The organism is Synechocystis sp. PCC 7509, from assembly GCF_000332075.2.
In the GTDB taxonomy this organism is placed as follows: domain Bacteria; phylum Cyanobacteriota; class Cyanobacteriia; order Cyanobacteriales; family Chroococcidiopsidaceae; genus Aliterella.
Window position 1 is genome coordinate 2,610,320 of sequence record NZ_ALVU02000001.1, and the last position, 14,179, is coordinate 2,624,498.

13 protein-coding genes are annotated in these 14,179 nt (G+C 39.9%); 8 read left to right on the plus strand and 5 right to left on the minus strand.

Annotated features, from left to right (window positions below; all coding sequences use genetic code 11):
• Positions 1-198 precede the first annotated feature (198 nt).
• A complete protein-coding gene (gene murJ, locus SYN7509_RS0213115) occupies positions 199-1,809 on the minus strand; it encodes a murein biosynthesis integral membrane protein MurJ (RefSeq protein ID WP_009632604.1) in 1,611 nt (536 codons plus the stop codon).
• Positions 1,810-2,108: 299 nt separating this feature from the next.
• Here murJ and ccmS point away from each other — a divergent pair, with 299 nt between their 5' ends.
• Positions 2,109-2,534, plus strand: coding sequence for a beta-carboxysome assembly chaperone CcmS (gene ccmS, locus SYN7509_RS0213120; protein WP_009632603.1), 426 nt, complete (start codon positions 2,109-2,111; stop codon positions 2,532-2,534).
• Between the two features lie 109 nt (positions 2,535-2,643).
• Positions 2,644-3,108, plus strand: a complete 465-nt coding sequence (locus SYN7509_RS0213125) for a hypothetical protein (protein WP_158506152.1) — start codon at positions 2,644-2,646, stop codon at positions 3,106-3,108.
• 18 nt (positions 3,109-3,126) lie between these two features.
• Here SYN7509_RS0213125 and cysE read toward each other — a convergent pair whose 3' ends face one another.
• The 3 genes from cysE to SYN7509_RS0213145 all read right to left on the minus strand — a co-directional run bounded on the left by cysE (position 3,127) and on the right by SYN7509_RS0213145 (position 6,444).
• Positions 3,127-3,876, minus strand: coding sequence for a serine O-acetyltransferase (gene cysE / locus SYN7509_RS0213130; protein ID WP_009632601.1), 750 nt, complete (start codon positions 3,874-3,876; stop codon positions 3,127-3,129).
• 56 nt (positions 3,877-3,932) lie between these two features.
• Positions 3,933-4,421: a hypothetical protein gene (locus SYN7509_RS0213135; RefSeq protein WP_202807233.1), complete on the minus strand. Its 489-nt coding sequence runs from the start codon at positions 4,419-4,421 to the stop codon at positions 3,933-3,935.
• A gap of 355 nt (positions 4,422-4,776) precedes the next feature.
• The gene (locus tag SYN7509_RS0213145) at positions 4,777-6,444 is read right to left on the minus strand and encodes a DUF3352 domain-containing protein (RefSeq protein ID WP_009632598.1); all 1,668 of its coding nucleotides are present in this window, start codon (positions 6,442-6,444) and stop codon (positions 4,777-4,779) included.
• A 109-nt stretch (positions 6,445-6,553) separates the two neighbouring features.
• On the opposite strand from SYN7509_RS0213145, the gene SYN7509_RS0213150 reads away from it, so the two are divergent.
• The 6 genes from SYN7509_RS0213150 to SYN7509_RS0213175 all read left to right on the plus strand — a co-directional run bounded on the left by SYN7509_RS0213150 (position 6,554) and on the right by SYN7509_RS0213175 (position 12,980).
• On the plus strand, positions 6,554-6,913 hold the full coding sequence (locus SYN7509_RS0213150; protein ID WP_028954297.1) for a rhodanese-like domain-containing protein: 360 nt from the start codon (positions 6,554-6,556) through the stop codon (positions 6,911-6,913).
• 150 nt (positions 6,914-7,063) lie between these two features.
• Complete coding sequence (gene hrcA / locus SYN7509_RS0213155) at positions 7,064-8,128, plus strand: heat-inducible transcriptional repressor HrcA (protein WP_009632596.1); 1,065 nt, start codon at positions 7,064-7,066, stop codon at positions 8,126-8,128.
• Between the two features lie 51 nt (positions 8,129-8,179).
• Positions 8,180-8,854: a hypothetical protein gene (locus SYN7509_RS0213160; RefSeq protein ID WP_009632595.1), complete on the plus strand. Its 675-nt coding sequence runs from the start codon at positions 8,180-8,182 to the stop codon at positions 8,852-8,854.
• Between the two features lie 122 nt (positions 8,855-8,976).
• Positions 8,977-10,803, plus strand: coding sequence for an ABC transporter ATP-binding protein (locus SYN7509_RS0213165; RefSeq protein WP_009632594.1), 1,827 nt, complete (start codon positions 8,977-8,979; stop codon positions 10,801-10,803).
• 181 nt (positions 10,804-10,984) lie between these two features.
• Entirely contained in the window at positions 10,985-12,196 is a 1,212-nt protein-coding gene (locus tag SYN7509_RS31015; RefSeq protein ID WP_009632593.1) for a type IV toxin-antitoxin system AbiEi family antitoxin, read from the plus strand.
• Complete coding sequence (locus SYN7509_RS0213175) at positions 12,189-12,980, plus strand: hypothetical protein (RefSeq protein ID WP_009632592.1); 792 nt, start codon at positions 12,189-12,191, stop codon at positions 12,978-12,980. Before SYN7509_RS31015 ends, SYN7509_RS0213175 begins: the two co-directional genes overlap by 8 nt.
• Before the next feature lie 172 nt (positions 12,981-13,152).
• On the opposite strand, the gene SYN7509_RS0213180 is transcribed toward SYN7509_RS0213175, so the two are convergent.
• Positions 13,153-14,124: a DUF1517 domain-containing protein gene (locus tag SYN7509_RS0213180; protein WP_009632591.1), complete on the minus strand. Its 972-nt coding sequence runs from the start codon at positions 14,122-14,124 to the stop codon at positions 13,153-13,155.
• Between the last annotated feature and the right edge of the window lie 55 nt (positions 14,125-14,179).

Consider the following 14,179-nt stretch of genomic DNA (forward strand, 5'->3'; position numbering starts at 1 on the left):
TATCCAATAGTTGCATTATTGCTTAAAAAGGGCGGCTAATAGCTATTTATTTTCCCCCTTTTTTAAGGGGGTTAGGGGGGATTGCCCTTAGAATACACGTTACCAGTCAAACCTTTTAAAACAGTCTCTAAGCAAAAAAGCATTTTTAGCTAAACAAACCAAGTACCGCTTAACATTCAAATCCTAAGCGGTTTTTCACTACCTACCGAGTTTTTGGCGGATTCTAGATATAAAAACATCAACTTCTGGTAACTTCATCTGCATCGCAATTAGAGCAAAAACGCCAATTCCCACTCCTCCAGCTAAACAAAGCTGTACTAATTGCTCTTTGAATCCATCATCGATCCAAACTTGCTGTATTCCCCAAAGAGTTCCCCAACTAGCTAAACCAGCTAAAAAGCTGCTTCCCGTCAAAGCCAAAATAGGCAAACTCCATTCAAGCCAGGGTAAACCGTGCAGTTTGCGATCTAGCATCCAAAATAACAGCAGCATCGATATGATATTTACTAGCACCGTTGCCAAAACTAAGCCCGGTGCGCCAAGGATTTTAAAAAATAAGTAAGCAAAAATAATATTAAAAAATATGCTTACCATACTGATGCGAAAAGGCGTATCGCCATCGCCCAAAGCATAAAATACTCTAATTAAAACATCGCGCCCAAGATAAACAAACATCCCAATCCCGTACATAACCAGTAAAGAGGACACCAATTGAGACGCATTGCGATCGAAAGCTCCTCGCTCGTATACTACGCGCACAATAGGGACAGCGAGGGCGATCGTAATCGCTCCTAAAGGCAGCATAGTTATTGCTGTAAGTAATAATCCCTGACGGATGCGCCCTTTTAATTCATCCCAATCTTGAGGATCGGCAAGTCGGGAAAAAATCGGCAGCATTGGTACTAATATCACATTAGAAAGAATGCCCAAGGGTGTTTGAATTAATAACCCCGCGTATTGTAAGGCTGAAGCCGCCTGTGGAATATAGGAAGCTAAAATCAAAATCACGTATAGATTAATATGACTCATACCCGACGAAAACGTTGCTGGAGCCATGATTTTTGTAACTTCCTTGACTCCTGGCTGATTAAAATCAAAGCGCAGCCGTAAAGTCCCCATCCCTGACTTCCATTGTGCGGGGACTTGGATTAACCACTGCAAAACTGCTCCTGCTAAAGTCCCCCAAGCTAAAACCGCTCCCCCCAGCATTGCGTATTCGGGAGTTGTAACTTTTGCCCCTAATTGCCACGCTAAAACCCCCAAGCCAATAATTACAGTAACGCTCGAAAATAAAGGGCTAACCGATGGAAGCCAGTACAAGTTAGCCGCATTCAATGTCCCGAAGCCAATGCCAATTAACCCCGCTAACAGAGCCATTGGAGCCATGATTTGCATTTGTCCGATCGCAATTCCCCGAACTTCCAATCCGTGCGGTGTAGTATTTAACCCCGGCGCTACTAAGTCAATAATTCCTGGCGCAAAGAAAATTAAGGCGATCGTTACTAGCAACAGCAACCCACCGACAAAAGTTGTCACCGTCTCTACTAAAGGCGCAGCTTCCGATTTGGGGCGTTTGGCTAAAACGCTGACAATAGCACTATGAAAGGGCCCGTTAATACCGCCTAATAGCACCAATAGAAAGCCAGGAATCACATAAGCGTAGTTAAAAGCATCGGCAACTACACCCACACCAAACACCGCCGCGATCGCCTGAGTGCGTACCAACCCAAAAACTTTACTAATTAACGTTGCCGCCGCAACAATTCCAGCAATGCTAGCTAGAGAGCGAGAAGGGTTTGATTTTGACACTGAATATATTTAAAAATACCTTAACTTCTATCCCCATTGGGATTTATAAATAATACCGCTCTCTCGCACCGTAGTCTGACAAGGTAAGTTCAAGACATTGATTTATCGTCCAAATCCGTTGAGTTAGGGCGATCGCATTTATTAAAAATACCTTTTATGGCGATCTCTAAAAACACAAGCGCGATCGTAGTTCAAAGCACACTGAAGAACCGAAAATTATCGGGAGTATTGTTGAGTTGCATATATGCTAAGAAATAGCAACAGTGTAGATATTAGCAGTAACGGAGTAATTGAACCTCGTGTTTAGCAGCCCCCAACTTGATGGTAAAGAAAATAACTGGCGATACCAATTAAATAAATTTGTTAAAGCCAATCAACGAGAATTGGCGGCTTTGTCTTGGGGTTTTTGGCTGGCAAAAGGCGATAGTCAAGATACTTTAGGTATCGATCTTAAACCAACACCGCATTTTATTTCTTGCCCAAAAGCGGAGTTAGAAAAGCTCAATCAAAATGTGGATAACCACATCCAAGAAATTTTAGGTGTAATTGATGGCTATAAAGCCGATAAAGAAGTCGTTATTATTGCGATCGGCAATAGTCAAATTAAGCTAATTCAATTTCAAAGTGAACCGCCGCCATCCCTTTGTTACGACGAAATTGCTGCCGATATTGACACTTTAGTTCAGTTACTAGAACAGAGAATGCTTGAGCAAATCAAAGACTAAAGTTAGACAAAATAAAAGCTGCTAAATATTTGACAAGACATTGAGTAATTGAATACTAATTAAATTTACATATATTTAAGCTTCTAGGTTGACAAACCAAGTAGGAGTTTTGAATAGAATTGTTGCAGCGTTGTATTCAAGCATCGCCACTATTATTATTAGCAAAATAATATTGAAAGGAGAGCAACAACAAATCGTGCATAAAATATCACCCGAAACATTGCAGCAAGCCGAACAACATGGGAAAAGCTCGGAAAAACAGGGTATGTTACTGGAGGCGCTAGGTAAAAAATTAAACAATCTTGGCTTTGATATACAACAAGAGAGTAGCTTAATTGAGCAATGCGGTAAAAATTCCCAAAAACACGCCAAAGCATTACAAAAATATGCAAAATCTGCTCAAAATGAATGTGTAGATTCCACAGAAAAATACACTAAAGCGGGGGAAGAACACGTAAAAGCTACATGGGAATATATAAAAGCCATCAATGAGTATTTGAAGATAGCCCAAAAACAACTTAATGATTCTAAAAAAACCTACAGCAAATTGTTAGAGCAAGCTGAGGACACCTAACTTGCTTTAACATTTAAACTAAATACCCGATCCATCAAAAAACTCTTGAATTGCCTTATCTCTAATTTGACAGCTAGAAACAATTGCCGCCGAGACATCTTTTGCTTCTAAGATTGCCTCGTGAGAAGACAATTGTTGATGATGCAGGTTGTCTACTTGTTGTTCTAATGCTTCGATGCGATCTAGCAAAGCGCGAATAACCTCCGCCTCGGAATCTGGTAAACTACCGTGTTCGAGGGGATCTACTCTCACTCCCGCACGATAAATAATTCTACCCGGTACGCCGACTACGGTGCAGTTAGAAGGGACACTTCGCAGTACGACAGAACCCGCACCAATTCTAACATTGCTGCCAACTTCTATATTGCCTAATACTTTAGAGCCAGCACCAACTACAACGTTATCCCCTAAAGTTGGGTGACGCTTACCGCTTTCTTTGCCTGTACCGCCAAGGGTGACACCTTGATAAATTAGTGCGTAGTCGCCCACAATTGCCGTTTCACCAATCACAACTCCCATCCCATGATCGATAAAAAAACTTTTGCCAATAATTGCGCCAGGGTGAATTTCAATCCCTGTTATAAACCGAGCAATAAAAGAAATCAAACGGGGAATAAACGGAACGCCAAGATGGTAAAGCCAGTGAGCAATGCGGTGAAACACAATTGCTTGGAAACCAGGGTAGAAAAATAAAACTTCTAGCCAGTTACGGGCAGCAGGATCGCGCTCAAATATAATGCGAAAATCAGCTAGCAGTGTAGATAGCACGCCGTTATACCCACCTTGGGTAAATACTCCAATTTTTATTTTAGCGTTAAGTGTTACTACTCTTGCACAGAAAGGGTGTATTTATACTTTGCCCCAGCATCGATCGCACCTACCCAAATAAGATAAGTTCCCGCTCGCCATTTGGCACTCTCAATACTAGCATCCTTGTTACTGCCCGTGTCATCGCCACAGCTAATACTATCTTTTGGCCCTTTGATAACTAAAGTAGTGTCGTTTCCTTTGCTATCTACTTGTACTTTCAAGCGCTCAAAACCTTTATCTAGTACCAATATATGATCGGGATTTGTATCGCCAAAACCAATACAAGGGCTATTATTGCGATCGCGGTTGGCAATAGTAGATAAAGAATAAGAGCCTCCAGTAAAGCCTGTAGCTGTGCCTTGGGCGGGTTTAAAACCAGGAGACAAAGTCATGGTGCCAAAATTAGCTGGTTGAGCAACTACGGGTAATGCACTAATAGCTGCAATCAGCGCTAACAAATAGCTGTTTTTAAATTTAACTAAGGGACGAATAAACTTCATCATAGCCCTGGGAATATTTCCCATAAAATATCTATCTATAACTACTCTAACCAATCGAATTAGCAATTAGTTTTTAGAAGTGACACAGTTTACTCTGGCATACAACAACTTTTAGCAGAAGTTAATATTTCTGTACTTACACGCCGCAAATAAAGAGCTAATATTTAACTATTTATCCCCAAACTTTAATTAATAATGCCTCCTTTTGTGCTGATTATCTTTTTGTTAATTGCGGGAACTTTTTTTACACAAATACTTGTACTAATCCCACTTAATTTGATCCGCAGCTTGAATTTGCCGGGGGGAGTGTGTTTAGCTTTGTTAGCGCTGGTGCTGGCGTGGTGTTTTGGCGAGTGACTTATTTAGAATTGAATTTAAAGAAAGCGCCACCTGTAAGCAAGTCTTCTTTGTTGTCATAACTGCTAATAGTTAGCGATCGCAAATTACTAAAAAATGGCTTCCCTGCTATTTCAAGCAAGCTAATAATCGGTAATTGTTGCTTGACGATTGCTTGGTTTGCTTGCCAATCAACATATACATAGCCTGCATTTGGCTGCGGGAAAGCATTAGTACTAGCTAAAAATTGGGAATTATCAGCTAAAGAACCATTTTTATCAGTTTTTAACACTTGTTCCATCGCATCAATAGAAGTTGTAAAAATCTCGTAGTTGCCTACAGTAGTATGTACGCCTTTGACTTTAGCGCTAAGGGTAATAGCGGAGGAACTTGCGCTTTGCGCCGCTACAGGCGTTAATTGCGTCCATGCAGAGACTTTTTGATTGGCTAAGGGTAAAGAAGTAACAGTCAATTCTTGAGCAGAGGCGATCGCATTTAATTTCTCTATTCCGGCGATCGCGCGATCGCTTCTTTCTACGACAAAAATCCAATCATTATTTGGCAGCTTTCCTAGAGCGTATTCTCCCTGTACCCAATTGAAAATATCATCTTTTAAATTGATACCCCAACTTGCTTGTAATTGCGCCAATGGCTTTTCAATTAACTGAGTTACCGATAATCCTGGGGAAACTTGCGCCCAAAATTGCTGCAAATTACTACTAGATAACTTACTTAAATCTACTCCAGAAATCGCCAAGCTAACGGAGGCAGGAATATACTGTAAAGCCTTAGATGGTTGAGATAAAGTAGAAATTGGCGGTAAAATTTCTTTGTCTAATCCTGCAACTATAGTAGTTTCTGCAAGTAATCCCTGGGGATTTAATTCAAGAGCAACAATTTGACTTTCATAAGTTGGTGATAGTTGATTTTCTTTTTCAGTCGACAAGCTAGGATAATTTAGAAAAGCTAACCCCACTTTCCGCGCTGGTAATTGCGCAAGTGCTTGCTGATACTGGTTAGAAGTTGTCAAATTAAGATCGGGGGCTTGGACATTATTAATTGCTTCTTTTAAAACTTGAGGGTGATTAGCAAATAACACAAAATCATTCCCTACTACCGCCCCCGAAAACCCACCTTCACTTTTGGTTGATAAACTTTCTAATGGTAAACGCGGACTATTACTTAATAACCTAATACCGTTGAATTCTTCAATAACTAAATTTGCGCCAGCGATCGCCTTTTTTGCAAACAATAACTCTACAAAATCCCGGCTTTTTTGTGCGTCTTTAGTTGCTACAGCTAATACATAGCCCGGTTGTTGCCCATTACTAGGATCGCGATCGAGATCGCGGCTGGCAATAGCTGCGGTAATTTCATCTCCTACCCAAGGCTTAATATCTTGCTCGTAGTCAATGCCCGTATTCGCTAGTACGCTAGTTTTGAGTCTGTTTAATTCATCTTTAGTTTTGCGTTTTTCTTTAGAACTTGCTACCACTTGCGCCAAATCTTCTAGGCGATCGGGATTTATGAGCATTGATACCATAATCGGCGCTTGCTTAGGCACAAATATCGCGGCGGCGGGAGTCTTTTGGCTACCAATTAACGTTGCTCCCAAGCTCTTACAACCGCCAATCCCCGTTAGAAATAGAACTACAATAACTAATATAGAAAAAAATGACTTTTGATTCATATCCCAAAACCACTTGCAAAAATTAATATTGACAACTCATCAACATCATGTATTCCCTTAAAAACTTCTAGGAATGCTAAAAATAAGTTTAGTACCAAGTTTGAGTAAGATGTCAGCCCAATTTTCACCGCCGATTGTTTCCGTTAGTGTAGAAGAACTTGCCCAACATCTCAATAGTGGTGCAATAGAAGGATTGCAGTTGATAGACGTAAGAGAATTAGAAGAAATTGCGATCGCCTCTATACCTAATTTTACGATTTTGCCTTTGAGTCAATTTAACCAATGGGCGGAGCAAATAACTACCCGTTTCGATCCTCACAAAGAAACCTTGGTATTGTGTCATCACGGTGTTCGCTCTGCTCAAATGTGTCAGTGGTTAGCTAGTCAAGGATTTACCAATGTTAAAAATATTACTGGTGGGATTGATGCCTACGCTAGTCAGTGCGATCGGGGCATTGCTTTGTACTAAATTGTTCAAGTCACCAAATCCTAGGAACAATTGCGTCTAACTAATACAACTTATTTGTTATCTTGTATAAACAGATTCAAATATTCAGCGAATTTTTAGACAGAATCTTTGCAAGCTCCTATAAAATTGTGCGTCACGTTCGCTTCAGCTATGCAAGTCAAGCTTACCAATAGACAACAACATATACTTTGGGCAACAATCCGCCATTACATCGCCACGGCAGAGCCTGTAGGTTCAAAAGCTTTAGTAGATGGGTATAAGCTGCGCGTCAGCCCCGCAACAATTCGCAATGCTATGGGGGTACTGGAAAAAGCTGGATTGCTCTATCAACCCCACACATCGGCGGGTAGAGTACCGTCAGATTCTGGCTACCGAATTTATGTAGATGAATTAATTACTCCTTCAGACATTTCAACTCGCCAGTTAGAGCAAATATTGCAATTGCGTAAAGAAGATTGGAGTTTGGAAACTTTACTGCAAGGTGCGGCGCAAATCCTCGCCACTGTTAGCGGTTGTATTACGCTAATTACGATGCCACAAACCAGTACCGCTAGTTTGCGCCATCTCCAGCTAGTACAGGTAGATCCGGGGCGAGTAATGGTAATTGTCGTTACCGATGGCTACGAGACACAATCGGCGTTGATGGAGTTACCTAGAGCAGAAGATAGTCCCATTGATGCGGAAGTGGTAGAAAGAGAGTTGCAAATTCTTTCTAATTTTTTAAATAGTCAATTGCGAGGGCAAAGTTTAGCTCAGTTAGCGGTACTAGATTGGAGTCAATTAAACTTAGAATTTCAACGCTATGGGGATTTTTTGACGAATTTCTTAGCTGATTTGCATCGTCGCGCCAAACCACCCGCCGCAACTCAAATTATGATTCGTGGTGTATCGGAAGTATTGCGTCAACCAGAATTTTCGCAATTGCAGCAAGTAAAAACAATTATCCATCTGTTGGAAGAAGAACAAGAACAACTTTGGCAGTTAATATTTACACCAGAGGTTGTAGGATTGGGCAGGCAGCGAGTAACAGTAAGAATTGGCGCAGAGAACCCTTTAGAGCCAATTCGCGGTTGTACGTTGATTTCGTCTACTTATTTGCGGGGTACTGTACCTGTAGGTAGTGTAGGAGTATTGGGACCGACACGGATGGATTATGAAACTGCGATCGCTGTGGTGGAAGCGGCGGCGGATTATTTATCTGAGGCTTTAAGTTAGTAATAATTGGCTGTTTGAACCCGTGAAGTTTATTTAGTAAATAATATATTTATGAGTAAAAAAATTGCTTTTGTAGCTTTGTGGCTGAGTTTTGTTACTTATGCTTTTTTTCTTGCTCCTCCCGAACAACCAGGTACTTTTGAATTAATTAAAAATCTTTCTACAGGTGTTTGGGATGGTGTCAATCCCTTAGTTATTTCTTTATTTAATATTATGGGTATTTTGCCTATGATTTATAGTTGCTTACTATTTATTGATGGCAGAGGACAAAAAATATCTGCTGCGCCTTTTGCTTTAGTTTCTTTTGGATTTGGCGCTTTTGCAATTTTACCTTATTTATTTTTGCGCCAACCAAATCCAGAATTTCTAGGCAAGAAAAATTGGTTTATTAAATTACTAGATTCTCGAATTACAGGATTTTTTCTACTTATTAGCGTTATAGGTTTAGTTGGGTACGGGTTAATAAATGGCGATTGGGCAGATTTTGCACAGCAATGGCAAACCAATCGTTTTATTAATGTCATGAGTTTAGATTTTTGCTTGCTTTGCTTGTTACCATCGGTACTGATTGGCGATGATAGGTTGCGGCGCAATATGAATAATCCTGCACTCTTTTGGATTACTGTATTGCTACCACTATTTGGAAGTTTGATTTATTTGTCTGTGCGATCGCCTCTGGTTGAAACTAGCGAACAAGTATCAGCGCAAACAGTAGTGTCTACCTAAATTATTTTTAGGGAAACCTAGACAAAATGTAGCTTAACGCTGCGATCCATATTTTGTTTATGCTTGTGCAATTAATTAAATCTACGAGCTAGGGTGGAGATGCGCCTATTTTTTAGCTGGAAATGATTAGTCGAAAAAAAAATATTACTAGATTAGTTAGACAAATATTTGCCGTGTTTCAGTATAGTGGACGAGCGCTGGAATTGGTATGGAACACTAGCCGCACGCTGACAATAATTTTGGCAAGTTTGACAATTATTGCTGGTTTGCTTCCTGCCGCGATCGCCTATATTGGAAAATTAATTGTTGATAGCGTTATCCTCGCCTCTCAATCGGGATTAATGCGCGATCGCAATGCAGCCTTTATCTACTTAGGAATAGAAGCTATTATAGTTGCCATTCTTGCCGGAAGCCAAAGAGGGCTAAGTATTTCTCAATCTTTACTGAGGGTATTATTAGGGCAGAAAGTTAATGTTTTAATCCTCGAAAAAGCGTTAACTTTGGATCTTGCTCACTTTGAAGACTCAGAATTTTATGACAAAATGAGTCGGGCGCGGCGAGAAGCTTCTAGTCGTCCTTTAAGCTTAGTTAGCGGTACTTTTAAATTAGTCCAAGACACAATATCTTTAGCTACCTACGGCGGGTTGCTATTGAAATTTTCTGGTTGGGTGGTAATTGTCTTAATTGTGGCTGCTGTACCTGCTTTCATTGCCGAAACTAAGTTTGCTGGGGTGGCTTTTCGTTTATTTCGCTGGCGCGCACCAGAAACGCGAGAGCAAACCTATTTAGAAACTCTAATAGCTAGAGAAGATTTTGCTAAAGAAGTGCAGTTATACGGGCTTGGTGCAATGCTGTTGCAGCGCTACCGGGATATTTTTAATAGATTGTACTCCGAAGACCGCAACTTGACCTTAAAGCGGGGAATATGGGGTTATTTGTTGGGATTAGTCAGTACATCAGCTTTTTACATTGCCTATCTGTGGATTGTAGTTGAAGCGATCGCCCAGCGCATCTCTTTGGGAGACATGACAATGTATTTAGTAGTATTTCGTCAAGGACAAACTACTTTTGCAAGTTTCCTTAGCTCCATTGGCGGAATGTATGAAGATAACTTATATCTTTCTAACTTGTACGAGTTTTTAGAACAAGATATTCCTCAACCATTGGGTAAATGTACTTTTGGGTTACTTCCTGGGGATGGCTTGCGGTTTGAAAATGTTTCCTTTACTTACGCTGGTAGTCTGCAACCTGCTTTAAAAAATGTTTCGCTGCATCTAAAACCAGGAGATAAATTAGCAATTGTCGGCGCTAATGGTTCGGGCAAAACTACGCTAATTAAGCTGTTAACGCGGCTATATAGTCCCAGTAGTGGGCGAATTGTCTTAGATGGGGTGGATTTGCAAGAATGGGACATGAACGCCCTGCATAAGCGGATTGGGGTGATTTTTCAAAACTTCGTTCGTTACCAATTTACTGTCGGCGAAAATGTAGGAGTGGGGGATGTAGAACACCTAGAAGACGCGGCTAAGTGGAAAACCGCCGCCGAAAAGGGGATGGCGCTAGCTTTTGTCGAAAAAATGCCTGATAAATTTCAAACTCAGTTAGGACGTTGGTTTAAAGATGGACAAGAATTGTCTGGGGGAGAGTGGCAAAAAATCGCTTTATCTCGTGCTTTTATGCGGACTAAAGCCGATATTTTAGTCTTAGACGAACCCACTGCCGCCATGGATGCAGAGGCGGAAGTACAAATATTTGACCGCTTTCGGAGTTTAGCAAAACATCAAATGGCAATCTTAATTTCTCACCGTTTTTCTACTGTCAGAATGGCAGATGCGATCGCAGTTTTAGCCGATGGAGAACTAATCGAACAAGGAACACACGAGGAGTTATTAGCCGCCAATGGTCGCTATGCAAGGCTTTTTACCTTGCAAGCGGCGGGGTATCATTAAAGGAAACTATTTATTATACTCAAGAATGATTATTAGACTTGTATGTCTTTCTTAGTGGAGATGTCAAATTAGTAAATCTTTTACTAAAAATCTTCATGTTATGAGAAGTTGACTTTACAAGTCTTTTCTTAATATCAATTAAAGAGTATAATTAACTCTACAGTTAAGTGGGAAATAATTTATGTATCCCAAAAACCCACTGTTTCAAAAATGTCTTACTTACCTTGAATCCTTACCCAATATTAAGGCAACTATTCAAGAAGAACCTTATTTATCTACTCAAGTTTTGGCAGATGGCAGCTTAATAATTAACACCTCTGATAAAATTGTCAACTATGTGTGTGAGATTAAAACTAATCTTACAAATGATGTAATTGAACAAGTTGCAGAATATTTAACTAACTTAGGTAAAAGATTAAAGAGCGAACAAAGACCTCTACTTATCACACGTCATTTATCTAATGTAGTTGTGGAAAGACTATTAGAAAACAATATTGAATTTGTTGATGTTGATGGAAACATTTATCTCAATAGTCCAGAACTTTATGTATTAGTTCGCAATCAGGTTTCAAAAGAGAACACAAATAAATCTTTAGAAATTAATACTGCTGCTTTGCAAGTTATGTATGTTCTGCTCAGTCAGCCAATTTCTATTTCAAGAAAAAACAATTCATATGCAAACCTTTTTCACAATCTTGGTGTTTCTCCAAAACAAGTAAATAACCTAAGTGAAAGTGTGCAAAAGTTAAGTTCTGTTATGAATGGAGAAAATTTATCAAAACCTATCTCGAAGGAAGATGATTTCGATGAAAAAATTGCCCGTTTTTCTGATTTATCTCTAAAAACAGTAAAAATCACGCTTAAAAAACTTCAAGAGCTAGATTATATTAAACCTAAGTACGGAGGCTATGAAATAGTTGATTATGTCAAACTTTTGGAGCGATGGGAATTAGGATACGCTGAAAGATTACGGGCAAAATTACTACTTGGAACATTTAGCCCTATTGGAAAATGGAACTTTTCAGAAGTTACAGAGGAGCTAAAAGAGTATGCAGACAAATCCAGTTATTTAATAGGTGGTGAACTTGCCGCCTCGATTGTAACAGAATATCTTCGCCCCATTAGTGCAACACTACATCTCCATAAAAATGTTGATGCTCGTCAGATAGCAGTTAAGTTAAAGCTAAAGCCCGATATTGAAGGAAATATTGTGTTGCTTCAAAGTTTTGGTAACGATGAATATCAGCAAAATAAATTTGGAGAACTAAAGAATCTTGTTAATCCATTACTAATTCATGCAGAGTTAGTTCAAACTGGTAATAGTCGATTAAAAGAAACTGCTCAAATTATTTACGCTCGATATATTCATGAAATAACTCAAAAGAATGATTAGTTTTGTAGAGAAACAAGTTTTGACTGATTTAGTAAACATAGTCAGCGCTTTAAAGTTCCCAATGATTGTAGTTGGTGCAGGAGCTAGGTTGCTAATATTCGATTGTAAATTTGGGGAAGGAAGAGGAACAAAAGATTGGGATGTAGCAATATCTATAGACAACTGGACAGCTTATACAACACTCTGCGAACATTTAACTAAGGGCAATTCTCCCCGTTTTAAGACTACAAAAACTTCTCATAAATTTGTACATATTGAAACCAATATTGAGGTTGACATCGTACCTTTTGGACAAATTGGCGAACCCGACCGAAAAATTATTTGGTCTGACACTGGCAATTGTATGAACGTTTTGGGTTTTGCTGAAGCTCTTTCTTATGCGAAAAATGTCAGCATTGATGAGTTAGAAATCCCAGTAATTGATACGCCAGCTTTTGTAGTTCTCAAAATTTTTGCATGGGGCGATCGCGGGGAACGTACAAATAAAGATTTAGAAGACATTGAATTTATTTTATCAAAGTACGAGGATGATGAGCGAGTTTATGATGAATTGGCACAAGAACTTGCGGATGGATTAGTTGAATTTATTAATGCAAACGTTTACTTGCTTGGGCAAGATATTCACAAAATACTTCAAAAAAAAACTTTATTTGAGCTAAATATATTATTGGATAAGCTGATTGAAAATTTAGATATTGATCAGCCAGGATCTTTGAGCGATAAGTTAAAAGTGTTGCAAAAAGGAATTAACTCTAATTCGAGAGCAGACAAAGATACAAAATAATAGGTTTTTAGGGGAAAAATCTATCTGAATTATTCTATGCTCTTATAAATGCGATCGCACATAACTTGGCAGAAATGCCTCTTGGTATAAAAGACTTTTTAAAATTAATACCCCTGCTCTCAATTAAAAGAGCAGGGGTTAGATAATGAAGCTTTAATACAGGCAGTCTAACTTACACGAGCTTGAGATCAGCATACTCAGCTAATAAGTCATCAGCCGTTAAAGTATCGCCTTCAGCTTGGGGAGTCCAAAGCACTTCAATTGCTAGCAATCTATCTCCAGATACTCCACCCAAAACTCTTAATGCTTGACGTAAATCGTCTGCACTGTTGATTTGCGGCATTTCTAAATTGCCTAAAGTAGCTGCCAGTAAAGTAACAACAATATACTCTCCAGGCCCTTCAGTAATTAGCGTCGTTGGGTTATCTAACGTACCACCAGCCGCAGGTAAAACACCTTTAGGAGTTGCTGCTTTTAGTTGGTTGTTGAAATTAGAAAGAGTTTCTTCTGTAAACTTACTGCGTTCTGCCAGGGAAAGACGATTAAACTGAGTTTCTGCCGCAGTTAACAACACTTTTTGGCTATTTCCCGCCGCGTAAGACCAGTATTCGGGGTGGCGCAATAATGCTAAAGACGTTTCTTGCAATACTTCGGCGCGTCCCTCTGGGGAGTTGGTGTCAGCCGTTTCGGCTATGTGGTTGAGTTCAGCTTGCAGTTCGCGAGCGTTCGCCAGCATCCCTACTTGCAAGCGATTTATTGAAACATTGGGATTGCTGCTGGATTGGGATTCATCTTCGCCACTGCTAGCACGACGGAAGCTTTGCAACAGGAAATTGCCGATCGCTAGCGCAATTAAAATTGTAAATATACCGCCACCGCCACCAATACCAAAGAAGGGAAACACAAAGGGAAAACCAAAGCCGCCGCCGGGGTATCCATAACCACCACCTGGAGGGGCATAAGTGCGGCTAGGAGGCGAGTAAGTTCGACTAGGCGCTCGAAACGATCCCCCACCAATTCGCCCGCCACTACCACGAGCCGCTAAAGCTCCATCCGCGTGTCCTAACGCTAAAGTAACGATGAGTCCAAGGACAAATAAAGGTTTTAAAAGTGGTTTGATTACCGAAAGCAGTTTGTTACGCATAACAGAATTCCTAAAAAACAATTTGTCGGTAGTGAGTTCAAAAATCTAATTTTGG

Coding starts and splice junctions, on each gene's coding strand:
- SYN7509_RS31015 (WP_009632593.1), top strand. CDS start 10,985: ATGTATCCCAAAAACCCACTGTTTCAAAAATGTCTTACTTACCTTGAA.
- SYN7509_RS0213180 (WP_009632591.1), bottom strand. CDS start 14,124: ATGCGTAACAAACTGCTTTCGGTAATCAAACCACTTTTAAAACCTTTA.
- SYN7509_RS0213145 (WP_009632598.1), bottom strand. CDS start 6,444: ATGAATCAAAAGTCATTTTTTTCTATATTAGTTATTGTAGTTCTATTT.
- SYN7509_RS0213160 (WP_009632595.1), top strand. CDS start 8,180: ATGAGTAAAAAAATTGCTTTTGTAGCTTTGTGGCTGAGTTTTGTTACT.
- SYN7509_RS0213165 (WP_009632594.1), top strand. CDS start 8,977: ATGATTAGTCGAAAAAAAAATATTACTAGATTAGTTAGACAAATATTT.
- SYN7509_RS0213175 (WP_009632592.1), top strand. CDS start 12,189: ATGATTAGTTTTGTAGAGAAACAAGTTTTGACTGATTTAGTAAACATA.
- hrcA (WP_009632596.1), top strand. CDS start 7,064: ATGCAAGTCAAGCTTACCAATAGACAACAACATATACTTTGGGCAACA.
- SYN7509_RS0213150 (WP_028954297.1), top strand. CDS start 6,554: ATGTCAGCCCAATTTTCACCGCCGATTGTTTCCGTTAGTGTAGAAGAA.
- SYN7509_RS0213135 (WP_202807233.1), bottom strand. CDS start 4,421: ATGATGAAGTTTATTCGTCCCTTAGTTAAATTTAAAAACAGCTATTTG.